This is a genomic window from Mycobacteroides salmoniphilum, from assembly GCF_004924335.1.
GTDB classification, from domain to species: Bacteria; Actinomycetota; Actinomycetes; order Mycobacteriales; family Mycobacteriaceae; genus Mycobacterium; species Mycobacterium salmoniphilum.
In genome coordinates, this window is record NZ_CP024633.1 from 233,889 (window position 1) to 250,224 (window position 16,336).

General features: G+C 65.0%; 12 protein-coding genes. 11 read left to right on the plus strand and 1 reads right to left on the minus strand.

Annotated elements, in window-relative coordinates; translation table 11 throughout:
• Positions 1-113 precede the first annotated feature (113 nt).
• The 8 genes from DSM43276_RS01170 to DSM43276_RS01205 all read left to right on the plus strand — a co-directional run bounded on the left by DSM43276_RS01170 (position 114) and on the right by DSM43276_RS01205 (position 11,262).
• Entirely contained in the window at positions 114-1,493 is a 1,380-nt protein-coding gene (locus DSM43276_RS01170; protein ID WP_234803065.1) for an alpha/beta hydrolase, read from the plus strand.
• 66 nt (positions 1,494-1,559) lie between these two features.
• Positions 1,560-2,534, plus strand: coding sequence for an NADPH:quinone reductase (locus DSM43276_RS01175; RefSeq protein ID WP_078330372.1), 975 nt, complete (start codon positions 1,560-1,562; stop codon positions 2,532-2,534).
• Positions 2,535-2,658: 124 nt separating this feature from the next.
• Positions 2,659-3,207: an SRPBCC family protein gene (locus DSM43276_RS01180; RefSeq protein ID WP_078330373.1), complete on the plus strand. Its 549-nt coding sequence runs from the start codon at positions 2,659-2,661 to the stop codon at positions 3,205-3,207.
• Positions 3,204-4,769 carry an AMP-binding protein gene (locus tag DSM43276_RS01185; RefSeq protein ID WP_078330374.1) on the plus strand — a complete coding sequence of 522 codons (1,566 nt, stop codon included), beginning with the start codon at positions 3,204-3,206 and terminating at the stop codon, positions 4,767-4,769. Before DSM43276_RS01180 ends, DSM43276_RS01185 begins: the two co-directional genes overlap by 4 nt.
• Entirely contained in the window at positions 4,769-5,974 is a 1,206-nt protein-coding gene (locus DSM43276_RS01190) for an FAD-dependent monooxygenase (protein WP_078330375.1), read from the plus strand. The genes DSM43276_RS01185 and DSM43276_RS01190 overlap by 1 nt, the downstream gene beginning before the upstream one ends.
• On the plus strand, positions 5,975-7,915 hold the full coding sequence (locus DSM43276_RS01195; protein ID WP_078330376.1) for an FAD/NAD(P)-binding protein: 1,941 nt from the start codon (positions 5,975-5,977) through the stop codon (positions 7,913-7,915).
• Positions 7,912-9,294 (plus strand): lyase family protein, encoded by a 1,383-nt coding sequence (locus DSM43276_RS01200; RefSeq protein ID WP_078330377.1) that lies wholly within the window; start codon positions 7,912-7,914, stop codon positions 9,292-9,294. The genes DSM43276_RS01195 and DSM43276_RS01200 overlap by 4 nt, the downstream gene beginning before the upstream one ends.
• A gap of 240 nt (positions 9,295-9,534) precedes the next feature.
• Positions 9,535-11,262, plus strand: coding sequence for a helix-turn-helix domain-containing protein (locus DSM43276_RS01205; protein ID WP_078330393.1), 1,728 nt, complete (start codon positions 9,535-9,537; stop codon positions 11,260-11,262).
• Here the strand turns inward: DSM43276_RS01205 and DSM43276_RS01210 are convergent.
• A complete protein-coding gene (locus tag DSM43276_RS01210; protein WP_078330378.1) occupies positions 11,158-12,444 on the minus strand; it encodes an IS701 family transposase in 1,287 nt (428 codons plus the stop codon). The genes DSM43276_RS01205 and DSM43276_RS01210 overlap by 105 nt on opposite strands.
• Positions 12,445-12,758: 314 nt before the next feature.
• Between DSM43276_RS01210 and DSM43276_RS01215 the strand changes: the two genes are divergently transcribed.
• From DSM43276_RS01215 to DSM43276_RS01225, 3 genes are read left to right on the plus strand one after another with little or no spacing between them, the layout of a single operon-like run.
• Positions 12,759-14,384 carry a carboxylesterase/lipase family protein gene (locus DSM43276_RS01215; protein WP_078330379.1) on the plus strand — a complete coding sequence of 542 codons (1,626 nt, stop codon included), beginning with the start codon at positions 12,759-12,761 and terminating at the stop codon, positions 14,382-14,384.
• 16 nt (positions 14,385-14,400) lie between these two features.
• Positions 14,401-15,582 (plus strand): 3-deoxy-7-phosphoheptulonate synthase, encoded by a 1,182-nt coding sequence (locus tag DSM43276_RS01220; protein ID WP_078330380.1) that lies wholly within the window; start codon positions 14,401-14,403, stop codon positions 15,580-15,582.
• Positions 15,576-16,334 carry an SDR family NAD(P)-dependent oxidoreductase gene (locus DSM43276_RS01225; RefSeq protein WP_078324326.1) on the plus strand — a complete coding sequence of 253 codons (759 nt, stop codon included), beginning with the start codon at positions 15,576-15,578 and terminating at the stop codon, positions 16,332-16,334. Before DSM43276_RS01220 ends, DSM43276_RS01225 begins: the two co-directional genes overlap by 7 nt.
• Positions 16,335-16,336 lie beyond the last annotated feature (2 nt).

Here is a 16,336-nt window from a genome sequence, read left to right on the forward strand (position 1 = left end):
ACAGCGGCGTTGTCCGTCACCTTTCCGAGCGTGTTGACCCGAATACGACGATTCCCAGCGATTCCCCAGAATGCGCGGGACCTCCTTTCAGGAACCCCACGGACAATCAGGGCGTGCCGCCGTCGGGGACCTGGGTATTGGCCGAGCTGCCTGCGTACGCGCGGAACAATCCGCTCTACTCGGGCCCTTCGCTCATCCATGGCTGGCTCCCGGTGACGATTCAGGTCCTGGCGGCGCTGGCCGTGGTGGTCGGTCTCTACCGCAGACCCCGGAGCTGGCTGCGGGTATGGGTGCCCAGTGCCGCCATATGCGGTACGAGTGTGGGCGCGCTGGCGTACTGGTACATCACCTCGCAAGGAATGGCGGACAACCCGCCACCGCTCATGCTGTGGATCTGGATCGGTTTCGCCGCAGTGGCATTGGTTGTCCTGATCGCCGGCTGGATGCCGGCGCAATGGATACGCCGGGGTGCGATGGTCCTTGCGGTGCCGCTGTGTCTTGTCGCGGCGCTGACCGTGCTCAATCAGTGGATCGACTACTACGACACGCTGCGTTTGGCGTGGGCCGCGGTGACCGCTGGGCCGTTACCCGACGAGGCCGAGCTGGCGGCGGTACAGGATCTGAAAGGCAAGGGTGCCACCGAAACCGGACGTGTTGTTCCGGTCGATATCCCGGCTGAGGTCTCTGGATTCCAACACCGAACCGAGTATGTCTATCTGCCGCCCGCCTGGTTCGCGCAGCCCGCGCCCCCGAAACTTCCTGCGATAGTCATGATCTCCGGCGCATGGTCGACTCCGGCCGACTGGGTACGCCAGGGCAACGCGGCCGCGGCCATGGACCGTTTCGCGCAATCTCATGACGGCGTCACCCCGGTGCTGGTCTTCGTCGACACCGGCGGTACCTTCAACAACGACACCGAATGCGTAGATGGACCACGCGGAAACGTCGCCGAACACGTCACCAAAGAAGTTATCCCGTATGTGAATTCGGAGTTCGGGACGAGCCCGGGCCCCGACAATTGGGGTGTCGTCGGCTGGTCGATGGGCGGAACGTGCGCGGCGGACTTGGTCATTACGCACCCGGAACTGTTCCATGCCTTCGTCGACATGGCCGGTGACCTCACTCCGAACGCGGGCACCAAGGATCAGACTGTGGAGCGGCTCTACGGTGGTGATGAGAAGCGGTGGGCGCTGTTCGACACGCTCTCGGCGATACACGGTCATCGTCGATACCAGGATGTGGCGGGTTGGCTCGACGTATCGACGACCGCGAAGATCAGGGCGGGCCAGGAGCAGCTCACCGGTCCGGTCGCGGCGAGTCGACTGTGTGAGGCGGCACTGCCCGCGGGCATCGACTGCGCGGTGGTGCGGCGCACCGGCAACCATGACTGGGCATATGCGCAGGAGGCGTTTGCACAGGCCTTTCCCTGGGTCGCCGGCAGGCTCGGAACCCCCGGGGTGCCGCGCACGCCACTGCCGATCAACGGGTCGTGAATTGCAAGCATTGGCAACCTAATCCGTCACATTGTGAGCGCAGCGGGCTTACCGCAAGATGTGCGTATGCGCGCCGCCTATATCGAGCAGCGGGGACCAGCCGAAAACATCCAGTACGGCACGCTTCCCGAACCCGTGGCCTCTCCCGGTGACGTGCTCGTCCAGGTCGACGCGGTGGCGGTCAACCCGGTAGATACCTTTGTGCGTTCGGGCTCGTACCCCACCGCGATTCCGCTGCCGTTTGTGGTGGGGCGCGACCTGGTGGGGACGGTTGTCCAGGCATCCGAGGGATTCCACGCCGGTGAGCGGGTGTGGTGCAGCAGCCTTGGATATGACGGAAGGCAAGGGGCCACAGCAGAATTTGCCGCCGTGCCGGCCGATAGGTTGTACGAACTGCCGTCGGATGTGGATCCGGTGGTCGCTGTCGCGGTGGCGCACCCCGCTTCAACCGCCTATCTGGCGACCGTCGAATACGGGGATATCAGAGCCGGGGAAACGGTGCTGATCGTCGGGGCCGGCGGAAACGTAGGGTCGGCAGCAGTTTCCTTGGCGGCCGGTTCGGGCGCGCGGGTGATCGCCGTGGCATCGTGGCGCAGCCTGGATAGATGTGTGCAACTCGGTGCCCACGAGGTGTATGACTACACCTCCGATTGGGTGCCGCTGGTCAGCAAGAAGCACCACGGTGCCGTCGACGTCTATCTGGATACCTCGGGCATCAACGATGTCGCCGCGGCGGTGGATCTGCTTGCACCACACGGCCGGATCGTCCTGATATCGGGCGACGGAACCCCGGAGACCCAGCGGCCGGTGCCGCTCGGTCCGTTGTATCGCAAGAGTGGGTCCATTCGCGGGTTTGTCATGTCCAGGGCGTCCACCCGCCAGCTTGCCGAGGCGGCCCAGCGCGCGGCAGTTCTGCTCGCCGGTGGCGTCATTGCTCCGAATTCCATTGATTTGATGCATTTTTCGGAGACAGCGCGGGCGCATCGGCGTATCGAGACGGAAGTCATGGGCGGCACCCGGCTGGTGCTGCTTCCCGCCTGATTCCCGGCCGCAACCTGGTGTTTACTCCACACCGGTGTACCGACTTGACGGACCCGAAAACCAACTTGACGGACCTTCTCCGGATACATCGCTGCCCCCTGTTGCCGGTGCCAGCCTTTGATGCGTGAGCCTCTTCGAAATCGAAACCAGCGCCTTCTGCACCTCATCGCCCGAAGACCTGTACGCATTGGTCAGCGACCTCCCCGAGAGTGGTCGGTGGAGCCCTGAATGCATTGGTGGACAATGGATATCCGGCGAACCCGGACAGGTTGGCGCGGTCTTTCGCGGCAATAACAATCGCGCGACCGATGTCGTCGCATGGGCACCGGTGGTGCGCGGAGGCTGGCAGACCGAGAGTGAGATCGTGGCCGCTGAAGCGCCGAAGCAGTTCAGCTGGTCCATCCTGAACCGTTCCGGAGAACGGCAGGAGAGTGTCTGGAGCTACTTCGTCGACGCCGCCGAGGGTGGGTCGATCTTGCGGCACCACTACCGGATGGGCAAGCCCACGGAGGGTATTACCGAAATCATGTCGCACCTCGACGAAGAGGGTAAGAAGCGGTTCGTCCGTGAATGGGGCGACAAACTCCGCGCGGATATGCAGGCCACCGTGGACTCCATCTCGCGCATCACCGAGGAAGCCCATGCCACCCAGAAAGCTGGAGTACCCCAATGATTCTGCAGCGCATTGGAAATCGCGGTATCAAGCTCGGCTCACTGTTCGAGCGCGCGGCGCGTAGGCACCCTGCCAACACGTTGACCTTGGACCATCGACCCTCGTTGGCCCCGCAGCTGGAGGGTACGTCGACCATCGCCCAGGTGGCCACGGCCGTTGACGACATCGCGCGGCGGCTGCGAGCGGCCGGTGTCGCGCCCGGGGACAAACTGGTAATTCACAAGTCCGACGGTTTCGACATCACGCTGGCGGCCTGTGCCGCGGCCCGTGTCGGTGCGGTTCCAGTTCTGTTGTCCCCCAAGCTGGACGGCGCGACAGTGGCGACGCTTATTGGACGGGTCGGCAACCCGACCTTGCTGACGGACGCCGCGAAGCTCGAGGGCGACCTGGCCGGACAGCCGATCACGGAGATCACCTCCCGAATCCTGCTCGCCGAAGGCGAGCACCCAGAGGCCGTGACGCTGTCGACGCTCACTCCCGCGGCGCCCGCGCCGGCCTTTGTCCCCAGCCCGCACGATCCGGCGCTCATCACCCACACCTCGGGTACCACCGGGGTGCCCAAGCTCGCGGTGCACACTAACTTCACCTTCGAGGCGCGGTACCGTCCCCAGGCCGCCGTCGCCGCACTGGTACGCCGCCGCGAACCCCTGGTCATCCACGTGTCCTTCGTGCATTCGCGCCTGGTGACCGCACTGGCGATCGCGATGCTACGCGGCTTCCCCGTGGTGGTACTCGTCGACGACGAACCCGAGCACGCCGCGGAGATCTTCCTGCGTGTGAAGCCGGGAATCCTTGAGGCTCATCCGAACACATTCATCAACTGGGAGGTGCTGGCCGACGATCCGCGGCGCCCGCTGGCTTCGGTCAAATACTTCAGCAGCACCTTCGATGCCATTCACCCACGCACGGTGCGCACCCTGCTGGCGGCCACCCAACGCCGTCGGCCACTTTTTGGGCAGCTCTACGGTCAAAGTGAGGTGGGGCCGATCGTCGCGCGCGGCTTCAGCCGCCTCCGGTCCGCAGACTCCGATGGGCGTTGTGTCGGCTACCCCTTCCCCGGCATGACGGATGTGCGAATCGTGTCCCGCAATGGGCAGCCGCCGTCCTCGGAGAACCCCGGTTACATCGAGGTGCGGACCGACGGCCGGATTCGTACCTACCTGGGGGAGCAGGACCGCTACGACAATCAGCTCGACGACGGCTGGTGGCGGATGGGCGATGTCGGCTACCGCACCCGCTGGGGATGCATTCACCTCCTTGACCGCGAAGTCGATCTCATCGACGGCTTCGGCAGCACCCTGGCTGCTGAGGATCGCCTGTTCCTCGCGGTGGACGAGCTCTCGGAGGTGATCATCGTCGCCGGTCCGAATGGTCTTGCGCAGCCGGTCGTGTGCACGAAAAACAATGTGCCGCTGAATCTGCACGCCTGGGATGCTGCGGCGGCGCAGTTGCCGCCGATGGCCCCGCCGCTGCAGCTGCGCCTCGATGAGCTTCCGCAGACCGCTACCACGAAGATCAAGCGACTGGAACTGTCGGCGCGAATCGGCGCGGGGGCTATCTGATGTCGCGGCTCATTGTGGTCGGTGGTGGTATCGGTGGACTTGCCGTCGCGTTGAGTGCCGCCTCCTCGGGTAACGAGGTGGTTCTCCTGGAGAGGGCGCGCGAGTTCACGGAGATCGGTGCCGGTATCCAGCTTGCCCCCAACGGATTACATGCTCTCAACCTGCTTGGCGTGGGCGACAAGATCGAGAGTATCGGAGTCCAGGTGGACTCCCTGCGGCTTTTCGACGCCACCGCCGATCGGCTGATCAACACCATGAGTCTGGGTGCGGACTATCAGCATCGGTTCGACAGCCCCTACCTGGTGGTACATCGCGCCGAGCTGCATCGCATTCTGGTTGACGCCTGTGCTTCGGATAGCCGCATCGAATTGCTCAGCCGCAGTGAGGTCTTTGGATACCGGCAGGATGGCGAGGGAGTACGGGCATTGCTTGCCGACGGCACCACCGTGGGGGGCGACGGTCTCATCGGCGCCGACGGCATCAACTCCTCGATCCGCCGGGTGCTGCTTGACGACGGCGAACCGCGGGTGGCCGGGATCACGGTGTACCGCACCACGGTGCCCATCGACAAGGTCGACGAGAGCCTGCAATCCAATTCGGTGACCTGGTGGACCGGACCCGGCTGCCATCTGGTGACCTACCCGATCGCGGGCGGTTCGCTGCTGAATCTGGCGGCGAGTCGTACCGACGGTGTCACGCAGGCGTTCTCGGGCGTCTCGGTGAGTGAGGCGCGCGTGCGCAGTGAGTTGGCGCCGTTGCGCGGAACGGCGCGCAGCCTGCTGGAGCTAGGGCACGACTGGAGATCCTGGTCGCTCGTGGATCGTGACCCGGTACGGCAGTGGTCGGATCGCCGGGTGGTGCTGCTGGGCGATGCGGCGCATCCCATGCTGCACTACGCGGCACAGGGCGCCAGCCAGGCGCTCGAAGACGCGGTGGTTCTCGGCGCGATCATCGGCGCCGATCCAGACCGCCTCCCGGGCCGGTTCAGCAGGTATGTCGAGGCGCGCCGTGACCGCACCGCCGACGTGACGCTGGCGGCCAGGGACAGCATCGGCATCTGGCACGCGGCGGGGGACGCGGCCGTCGAGCGCAACGAGAAGCTGGGTGCCATGCGAGATTCCGATCTGCATGACGAGCTGGCATGGATGCACGGAGACACCGATTTCGGGCTGGCCGCGGTGGCGTCGGCGGTAGGGGTGCGGTAGATGTCGGACCAACAGATTTGCATTATCGGTGCGGGACCTCGCGGTCTGGCAGTGTTGGAGCGCCTGTGCGCCAACGAGCGCCACGCACCCAGCGCGGACCGAATCGTCGTGCACGTTGTCGATCCGTACTCGCCGGGAGCCGGATCGGTCTGGCGCACCAATCAGTCCTGGCATCTGTTGATGAACACCGTGGCGTCGCAAATCACCGTGTTCACCGACGACAGTGTGGCTATCGAGGGGCCCATCGAGCCGGGGCCGACGCTCTACGAGTGGGCACAAAGCCTCGCGTTGCTCGGTGATCCATCACGTAGCGGCGAGAAGGCGATTGCCGAGGCGCGTACGCTGCGGTCCAACTCGTACCCGACGCGCGCCCTCTACGGGCACTACCTCAGCGACAGTTTCGCGCGGGTGGTCGGATGGGCGCCCGATCACGTCACGGTCCTCGTCCATCGCTCCCGCGCGGTGGCACTGGCGGACACTCATGGGGATATCGATGGCCCACAGGGGGTTCGGCTGGAGAACGGGACCAGGTTGCATGATTTGAGCGCCGTCATTCTCGCCGTCGGACATGTTCCCGCGGGCTTGCGTCCCGGCGAGGCGCGTGCCGCTTCCCTCGCCCGTATTCATGGACTGACCTACGTCACCCCGTCCAACCCGGCCGATATTGATTTGTCCGCCATCACACCCGGTGAACCTGTGGCTGTGCGGGGACTGGGGCTGAACTTCTTCGACTATATGGCTCTGCTGACGGTGGGCCGTGGTGGAAAGTTCGAGCGGGAGCACGGAACGGAAGAGGGGCGGTTGGTGTACCGCCCCTCGGGACAAGAGCCGATTCTGTACGCCAGCTCTCGGCGTGGCATCCCGTACCACGCACGCGGGGAGAACCAGAAGGGTTCCTCCGGCCGCTATTTCCCGCGTCTGCTCACCGTGGAACGGATCGCTTCGCTCCGCGAGAGCCTCGGCGGTCTCCTGCAGTTCCGCCGCGACCTCTGGCCGCTCATCGCGCGGGAGGTGGAATGCGTCTATTACGAAGGGCATTTGACCCAACGCGGAGCGCCGGTCCAAGAGTTCGCCGAGCAGTACCTCGCTGCGGACGAGGGTGACCTGCCGGCGATCTTGTCGGATCACGACCTACTTGAGATCGCCTGGGAATGGGATGATCTCGACCGTCCGTGGGGTGACCGTGCGTTCAGCGGCCCCGAGGATTTCACCGCATGGATCCTCGAACATCTGCGTGCCGACGTGGTGATGGCACGTGAGGGCAACGTCGACGGTCCGGTGAAGGCGGCGCTGGATGTGTTGCGAGACCTGCGCAATGAGATCCGGCTGGCGGTGGACCATGGCGGGCTGGACGGCAAGTCGTATCGCGACGAGTTGGAGAGCTGGTACACCCCGTTGAATGCCTTCCTGTCCATTGGCCCGCCGGCCCAGCGGATCGAGGAGATCATCGCCCTGGTAGAGGCCGGGGTCATGCATCTGGTGGGACCGCAGATGCAGGTGCGCTTCGATACGCATGACCCGGCCGTGGTCATCGAGTCGCCACTTGTGCCGGGGTCGGCTGTCAGGACTCGCAGCCTCATTGAGGCACGATTGCATGAACCAGATCTGCGCCGCAGCAGTGACCCCCTGCTGATCTTCTTGCAGGAGACCGGTCAATGCCGCCCGTACGAGATCCCCACGGATGATCACAAGGCCTACCAGACAAAAGGATTGGCGGTCACCGAGCGTCCGTACAGGTTGATCGGTGCCGACGGTCGGGTTCATCCGCGCCGGTTCGCCTACGGGGTGCCCACCGAGTCGGTGCACTGGGTTACCGCAGCGGGAATCAGGCCGGGAGTGGATTCGGTGACACTGGGCGATGCCGATGCGATCGCCCGCGCCGCGTTGGCCAGTGCACCCACCCCGGTTGCCGATGTGGGTGATCACGGAGTGTTGGTGTGAGCGGTTTCCTGGAGACCGGACTTCTCTCGCCGGTCAGTGCTGGCACCGTCGCCGAGGGTGAGTTGACCGATGCCGCGTGGTTGCAGGCGATGCTCGACGCGGAGGCCGCGCTGGCAGCCGCGCAGGCAGATATCGGAGTTCTGCCCAGGGGCGCGGCGGATGTCATCGCCAAGGCCGTGGCCGGACACGATATCGACGTCCGTGCGGTGGCATTGTCGGCGCGGGAGACCGCCAACCCCGTCGTCGGCCTGATCAAGGAACTGACCCGGGTGGTGGCGGAGATCGATCCGAATGCGACCGATTATGTGCACCGCGGGTCGACCAGCCAAGACATCCTTGATACGGCGGCGATGATGCTGGCCAAGCGGGTGCTGGCGCTCATCGCGACGGATCTGGGCTATGTGGCCGAGGCTCTTGCGGTCCTGGCCGTCGAACACAGGGACACGGTCATGGCCGCCCGTACCCTCGCGGTGCAGGCCGTTCCGACAACGTTCGGGCTCAAGGCATCCGGCTGGCGCGAGCTGATCCTGGAGGCGCGCGCACGCGTGCTCGCGGTCGCGGGTGCACTTCCGGTCTCGCTGGGTGGTGCCGCCGGCACCCTGGCCGGATACCTCGAATACGCGGGACCGCACCGCGCAGATCCCGGGGCATTCGTCGAGACACTGAACACGGCCTTCGCACGGAGGACGGGCCTGGCCGCCTCGGGATTGCCCTGGCACGCGTTACGTGCCCCGATCGCCGATATCGGCAGCACCACGGCCTTTGTGACGGGCGCTCTGGGCAAGTTCGCCATCGACGTGCTGACCTTGAGCCGCACCGAGGTCGCGGAGGTACTCGAACCGGCGCCACCGGGTCGCGGTGTCTCCTCGGCCATGCCGCATAAGCGAAACCCGGTGCTGGCCACGATGATCAGATCGGCGGCGCTGCAGGTTCCGGCACTCAGCACCATTCTGACGAACTCGTTACTCAGCGAGGACGAGCGGTCTGCCGGTGGCTGGCATGCGGAATGGTTGGCCCTGCGCGAATGTCTGCGCCTCACCGGCGGTGCGGCGCAGACGGCCGTCGATCTGAGCCGCGGCCTGCAGGTGCGTGCCCAACGCATGTCGGACAACCTCGGGTTGCTCGGCGGGCAGCCCTCCGCCGAGCGGCTGTCGGCGGCGCTGTCCGCACAGTTGGGCAAGGGGCCGGCGAGGGCCCTCGTCTCTGCGGTCGTCGACGAGGCAGTCGCACGCGGCGTGAGTTTGCGCGAAGCAAGTCTTGCCCGACCGGAGATCATCGCATGGTTGAGCGAGGCCGAGATCGATGGACTGTTGGACCCCGTAACATACGTCGGAGCGGCAGGTCAGCTGGCACAAGCAGCCGCCACGCGGCAGATCTGAGGAAGCCACCTGCGCGAACTTTCGTTCAGGCTGATTCTTTGCGAACTGTTCGCGCGCAAGAGTCTTGACGCTGCCGTACCCCACATTTACCGTTGCCACGCACACACGGCAGACGGGTAGTTGGGATTGACTGACATACAGGTTGGTGGGGCGCGCGAGGGAGGCCCCACCGCATTAGCCGTGCTGCGACTGTTGGCGTCCGGAACGGCGCCCGATGTCTTCGAGGCCCGGCTCAAGGAGATGGCCCGCGAGTCCTCGCCCCCGTGGAGCGCCGCGGATCTGCACCGCGCCCGCGGATACGCCGAACGCATATACGGCCTTATCGAAGGGCAGAACCAGCGGGAGGCCCGACTGTCCAATCTCGTGGGTGTGGCCATCGAGCTGCTTGGTTGCCGCGATATCGACGAGGCATCGACGATCTTGGTAGAACGTGCACGGATCATGCTCGACGCCGACTTCGCGTTCATTTCGGTACGCGATGACTCCGGACCCGATGTGCGGCACCACGTCCGTTATGTCGACGGGTCTACCACCGCGATCAACCGGGGTCTGTACTTCCCGATTGGCGACGACGTCGGATTGGTGAGTCAGTACCGCCCCGGCCACGGCCCGGTATGGACCACAGATTACCCGTCCGACACCAGGTTTAGCCGGGCCAGCGATGGCGACGCCGCGATGCGCTCCGAAGGTGTGCACAGTCTGATGGTCATGCCGATGGAACACGAGGGGCAGCACTTCGGCAACCTCTACGTCGGATCACGTACGGTGCGCAGCTTTACCGGTGCCGAGCGATCGCTCTTCGCCAGCCTCTGCTCATTCGCGGGTATCGCGTTGGCACGCGCCGACGAATTCTCCAGCAATACGGCACAAATCGGCGAACTAGAGCAACGCCTCGAGCTGCGGACCAGGCTTCTCAACGCCGGCGCGGGTCCCGGTGGCATGGATAGCTTTGTCCTCACGGCGGGGGAGCATCTCGGTGTCGCGATGCGGGTGACCGGGCACGACGGCGACGAGATCGCTTCGTATAAATGGGAATCCGATCCGGAAGACTTCGTGACAACCGCGCTCACGGTGGGTGATGACTACCACGGCGAGCTGTCCGTCGCGAGCCTGAATGACGACCCAGTCTCGGTGTACCCGTTGAAAATCCAGGATCTCACCACCACGGCCGCGGTGGTCATGTGCGGTGACAATCGAATGTCGTTGTCGGTTTCCCAGCTGCGTGACGACCTGCTCCACGACGTGCTGGATTACCGCCAGCGTGACAGTCGATTGGTTCAGACCTACGCCCGCCGTTTGTCTTTGGACCTCAATCAGCCCCATGTCGTGGTGATCCTCAGGCCCGAACGTGGCGGATTGGATCGCGCATCGCTGTGGTCTGCGTCGTTCGCCGCACGTGTGCGCGGGCTGCGGACCACCCAGGACGAGGTGGTGGTGTTGCTCGTTCCGGGAGCGGATCCGGGGCGGACCGCCCAGGCGGTATGGGACGAAACAACCACACACCTACGCATGCCGGTGACGGTGTCGGCCGCCGGACCGTCGGATCGTGTCGAGTCCATCGAAGAGACGTATCAGGACGCGATGCGCTGCATGGACGCGATGAGTGCGCTGGGTGCTCTCGGAACCGCCGCCGCCGCAAATGAACTGGGCTTTCTGGGAGTGCTGCTCTCGCGGCACCAGGACGTCGAGGGTTTCGTCAGGTCCATGGTCGGGCCCGTCATCGACTACGACGAAGACCGCGATACCGACCTGCTTCAGACGCTCGACGTCTACTTCACCGTTGGTGCCAGCCCCACGCGTGCCGCGAAGATCCTGCACACCCATCCCAACACGGTGGTGCGTCGCCTCGATCGGGTGAACGAACTACTGGGTGACGGGTGGCAGGATGCCGAGCGGCTCCTGGACACGCAGCTCGCCATCAAGTTGTGGAAAGTTCGCGGTTCGCTGCTCACTCGCCAGACCGGGTGACACCAGGCACCCCACCGCCGCGGCGATGGACACGAGCGTGGCGTGACGATGCCATCCGGTGAACGAGCGTCCCGCGAAGTCCTGCATGCCCATGCGGTTCGCCAGGTGCAGGTATCCCTGTTGCACGTGATCGGCGAGCGCCACCTGATGTGCCTGTGACGAGGTGGAGAACTCGGGGTCGTTGGTCAACCAGAGTTCGGTGCGGGCGCGCGAATGGTCCAACGGCGTCATGCCGACGAGCGTCAACGGTGTCCGTGACCGTACCGCCGAGGGGTCCGCCAGCTGAACCTTGGCGATGCTGATCAGGTGTCGGCGTCCCTGGTAGACGTACTGCTCGGTGCGCCGCGAGCCCTTGGTGGCCTGCACGATCTGCGCGGCGGGCAGGACGCGCCCCTGGTAGCCGGCGAAGGCCGGGTCGACTACTTGAAGCTGCAGGTCGCTGGGTACGCGCGTGGTCGCCACCTGATGGGCCAGCGTTCCGAAGAGCTGTGTCAGGTCCGCACCGCTGGCACCGAGCAGGTCGAAGATCACCGGTGCTTTCGAGGGACGGGCCACCTTGAGGAATTCCTGGAACGACGACAGCGCGCATCCGCTCACCGACTCCAGGGGGTAGTCCTCGGGGATCGAGGTCTTGGTCTTCTTGGTCGCGGATTCCAGCCAGGGCTGCGACAAATGCAACCGCCAGCTCACCGGTACCGCGAATCCGTCGGCGGCAAGCCACACACTGAGGGCGAGCTGGCCGTTGACCGCGCGCCCGGCGCGAGGGCAGTACCGTCGGTCCACACCCACGGAGTGCACGCCCGCCTTGGGAATGAGCATCGGGGTCACCACCCATGCGGCCGCGTGGTACGCGCTGGTGAGGTAGGCGGTCAGGTCCCGGCGCACCGCCCACCAGTCCCAGGTGGAGCTGTTCACGAAGTGATGCAGGTTCTGCTCGCTCACTTCTCTGCCCATGGACTGGCCCATGGAGGCCGCCATGTTCCGCGCCGACTTACGTCCGCGCACCTTCAGCAGGCCGGTGACGTAGTCCTCGCCCTTGGCGCGCTGATCGCAGCGCGGCAGTGATCGCAGCACTTCGGGGCATACATGCGAGGCCACGGACGCCATGGCGTCGACCGAGCTGACGCGGGGCCGCGTATCGAACAGTTCGGTCGCGGCCTGGGCCTTGGTCGCAGATGTCATGTCTGAAGCACCTCAATGAGTTAGCGGATGTTCGGAGTCGTCCCAAGGATGGGCCAGAGTCGCGTCGAGGGCCAGGTATTGGCACCACACAAAGTGACGGACTATGCGGGTGCCCCACTACACCAAGCGTGGTGGACTAATGCGAGATGACGGATTGATGAACAACCCCGTGACCTGCAAATCATTGTCTGCAGGCTGAGTCATTAGGTGGCGCAATCGGGTGTCAGGGGGGTCAACTTGACGGATTCCCTCCGAACTGACGAACTGAATTCACGATTGTTTGGTGCGTGACGCCCCATCTCGAAGATAGAGAGGTGATTACCCGGCGGGCGTTGCTAGGAACGACATTTGCGTTGGCTGGCGCGGCGGCACTTGCCGGCTGCGGCTCGCAGGCCAGCGCGGCGGACCCGCAAGTCTCTGTGACCGGTGGCGCGATTCGTGGGGGAACTGCCGGCAAGGTGCACGTGTTCCGGGGCATTCCCTACGCGCAGCCGCCGACCGGGGAGAATCGATTCCGGTCCCCGCGCCCGCCGGTTCCGTGGCGAGATACCTTGGACACCACAAGATTCGGATCGGACTTCATTCAGCCGGCCGGTGGTGATCCGGTGCGTCAGGAAGACGCACTGTATGCCAACGTATGGACGCCCACGGTCGATGGGGCAGCGAAGCTGCCCGTGATCGTCTATATCCACGGCGGCGGCTGGTCTCGGGGAGCGGGCAGTCTTCCGGTCTACGACGGGGCGGCGCTCGCCGAGCGCGCCGGTGCTGTCGTCGTGAACTTCAATTACCGGCTGGGTGCCTTCGGCTTCTGCGGTCACCCCGCCCTCGAAGACCCCGATACCGGACTGCACACCAACTGGGGCCTCCAGGACCAAATTGCGCTGCTGCGCTGGGTTAGTGAGAACGCCACGGCGTTTGGTGGCGACCCGGGGAACATCACACTCGTCGGGACCTCGGCGGGCGGTGCCAGCACCTGGCAGTTGTCTCTACATCCACAGACGCGGCCGCTGCTGCGCCGAATCATCAGCATCAGTCAGGCACATGTGTGGAGTCCCTACTTGAGCTTGACGCCGGCCGACGCCACCGCGGTGTTCGATGCGCTGGCCGCGGCTCAGGGGGTATCGGTCAAGAACCTGAAAGACGTACCGGCGGACCGGATACGCGACTGGTGGGTCGCCCAGTTCGCCCAACCGAGGTCGCAGCGGGTGGTCAAGAGTGGCCGCCAGTATCGCGGACCCGTCCTCGATCCGGTGCTGCTCCCGGCCTTCGATGTCAATCAACCGATGCCGGACATCCCCACCATCTCCATCTACACCAGCACAGAGGGATCGTTCTTCACCGGCCCTAACGCGCCTGACCCGCAACCGCAGCCGACCGATGCCGCCTCACTGCGCGCCGCCTTCCGTGACATTCTCGAGCAGGGGGCGACGCCCATATCCGATGAGACTGTCGCCGATGCCGTTGCGGTGTACACGGATTCGGCGAAGCAGGATGGCAGGCCGGCGGATCCGCTCTCGCTGTGGACCGAACTGTGGGGAGACGCGCTGATCCGCCACGACGTCCTCGCCTTCACTCGTCGTGCGACGGTCGAGCGGCGTGCACCGCTGTACCTCATGGAGTACGCCCACTCGGTACAACCGCCGTACTTCGGTGTGCCCCACGAGTCGACATCACCGTTCCTCTTCGGTACTTTCGCGCACCCGTCCAATGTGGCCAAGTTCGGCGACGGGCCCAAGGAGCGTGAAACTTCCGCCGCCTTTATGGATGTGGTGACGGAGTTCGCGCACGGCCGTGCACCGGCCAGCCCGCGGCTTCCTCAATGGGATCCGGTTGGCCAGGACTTGCGGCAGCTTGTGCTGCGTGACGGCGCCGGAACCATCACCACTCCTGCCAAGACCACACAGCTGGGCGTTCTCGACGCAGTCCAGTGGGGCAAGTGAATCAGAAATCAATCGAATGGAGATCACGAGAATGTCTGCGTCATCACTGCTGCTCACTACCGGTCGCGCCGTGCAACAACCGGTCTGGGAGAACGACGTGCACCTGGAGCGTGTGCGCGCCGAGCTCAGCGAGCTGCCCGCGCTGGTCGGGGCCGACGAGATCAGGACCCTGCGCGCGCTGCTGAGCACCGTCGCTCGGGGCCGGGCCACCATCATCCAGGCGGGCGATTGCGCGGAGGATCCACAGGAGTCGACCAATGCTCACGTGGCGCGCAAGGTGGCGCTGCTCAACGTGCTCGCCGGCACCATGCGGATGAAGACCCACCGGCCGGTACTGCGGGTCGGCCGCATCGGCGGGCAGTACGCCAAGCCGAGGTCCAAGCCCACCGAGATCATTGACGGTGTCGAACTGCCCTCTTTCCGTGGGCATCTTGTCAATGGCCCGCAGCCGCACCCGGTACATCGGCGTGCCAATCCGGATCGGATGCTGGCCGGATATTGGGCGGCGAACCGGGTGATGGGTCACCTGGGGTGGCGGGTGCCATCCTCGCTGTCGGTCATCGAGCCGCCGGTGTGGACATCTCATGAGGCGCTGCTGCTCGATTACGAGGAGCCGCAGCTGCGGCGCGACGGTGAGAACCGCATGGTGCTCACGTCCACGCACTGGCCCTGGATCGGCGACCGGACCCGGCATCTGGACGGCCCGCATGTTGAATTGTTCTCCCGTATTGCCAATCCGGTGGCATGCAAGGTGGGGCCGTCGATGACGACAGAGGACCTGCTCGCGCTGTGCGACAAGCTGGATCCGGAGCACGAGAGCGGACGGTTGACGCTGATCGCACGATTGGGCGCTTCGGCCGTGCGTTCCAAGCTGCCTGATTTGGTTGCGGCAGTGCGTGAATCAGGCCACCCCGTGATCTGGCTGTGCGACCCACTGCACGCCAATACCGTGTCCACCGACTCCGGTTACAAGACGAGGCACGTCCAGACGGCCATCGACGAGGTGCGCGGCTTCCGTGAGGTGCTCGATGAGGCGGGCGTGCACTCGGGCGGATTGCACCTGGAAGCGACTCCGGATGATGTGGTCGAGTGCGTTTTTGACGATTCGCAGAATCACGAAGTAGGTCAACGGTATTCGACACTGTGCGATCCGCGCCTCAACACCGCTCAGGCCACCGAAGTGGTGTCGGCATGGTAGCGGTGGTGACGGGCGCCGGCGGGGGAGTCGGCTCTCGAGTGGTGACGACGCTGGCTCGCCGAGACGAGCGGGTTGTCGCGGTGGATATCGACGAGGTCGCCATCAAGCAGCTCGTCGAGTATGCCGCCGATGAGGGGCTGGACATCATCGGGCAGGTGCTTGACATCACCGACGACACCGCCGTGGCGGTGGGGGTGGCGGACATTGAATCTCGGATAGGTCCGATCACCTCGTTGGTCAACGGTGCGGGAATACTGAGAACAGGTGCGGCGGTCGAGTTCTCCGACGCTGACTGGGCTCAGACCTTCGATGTCAACGTGCGCGCACCCTTTGTGCTGAGCCGGGAGGTGGCGCGGCACATGATCCCGCGCCGCGCGGGCTCCATCGTGACGATTGCCTCCAATGCCGCGTTGGTGGCCCGCAAGGGGATGACGGCGTACTCCGCATCCAAGGCAGCCGCCAATGCCTTCACCAAGAGTCTGGGGCTAGAGCTTGCCGAGCACGGAATCCGGTGCAATGTAGTCGCTCCCGGCTCCACGGACACCCCCATGCTGCGCGCCATGCTTGGCGATTCCTCCGACTCCGGACTGGTTTCCGGCAGTCTGGATGACTTCAAGCCAGGGATTCCCCTGGGGCGCGTCGCTCAACCACAACACATCGCCGACGCTGTGGCCTTCCTGCTTTCCGACCAAGCCGCCCACATCACCATGCACACGCTGGTGGTCGACGGCGGCGCGACGCTAGGGGTTTGACC

Coding starts and splice junctions, on each gene's coding strand:
- DSM43276_RS01190 (WP_078330375.1), top strand. CDS start 4,769: ATGTCGCGGCTCATTGTGGTCGGTGGTGGTATCGGTGGACTTGCCGTC.
- DSM43276_RS01205 (WP_078330393.1), top strand. CDS start 9,535: ATGGCCCGCGAGTCCTCGCCCCCGTGGAGCGCCGCGGATCTGCACCGC.
- DSM43276_RS01175 (WP_078330372.1), top strand. CDS start 1,560: ATGCGCGCCGCCTATATCGAGCAGCGGGGACCAGCCGAAAACATCCAG.
- DSM43276_RS01185 (WP_078330374.1), top strand. CDS start 3,204: ATGATTCTGCAGCGCATTGGAAATCGCGGTATCAAGCTCGGCTCACTG.
- DSM43276_RS01195 (WP_078330376.1), top strand. CDS start 5,975: ATGTCGGACCAACAGATTTGCATTATCGGTGCGGGACCTCGCGGTCTG.
- DSM43276_RS01220 (WP_078330380.1), top strand. CDS start 14,401: ATGGAGATCACGAGAATGTCTGCGTCATCACTGCTGCTCACTACCGGT.
- DSM43276_RS01225 (WP_078324326.1), top strand. CDS start 15,576: ATGGTAGCGGTGGTGACGGGCGCCGGCGGGGGAGTCGGCTCTCGAGTG.
- DSM43276_RS01210 (WP_078330378.1), bottom strand. CDS start 12,444: ATGACATCTGCGACCAAGGCCCAGGCCGCGACCGAACTGTTCGATACG.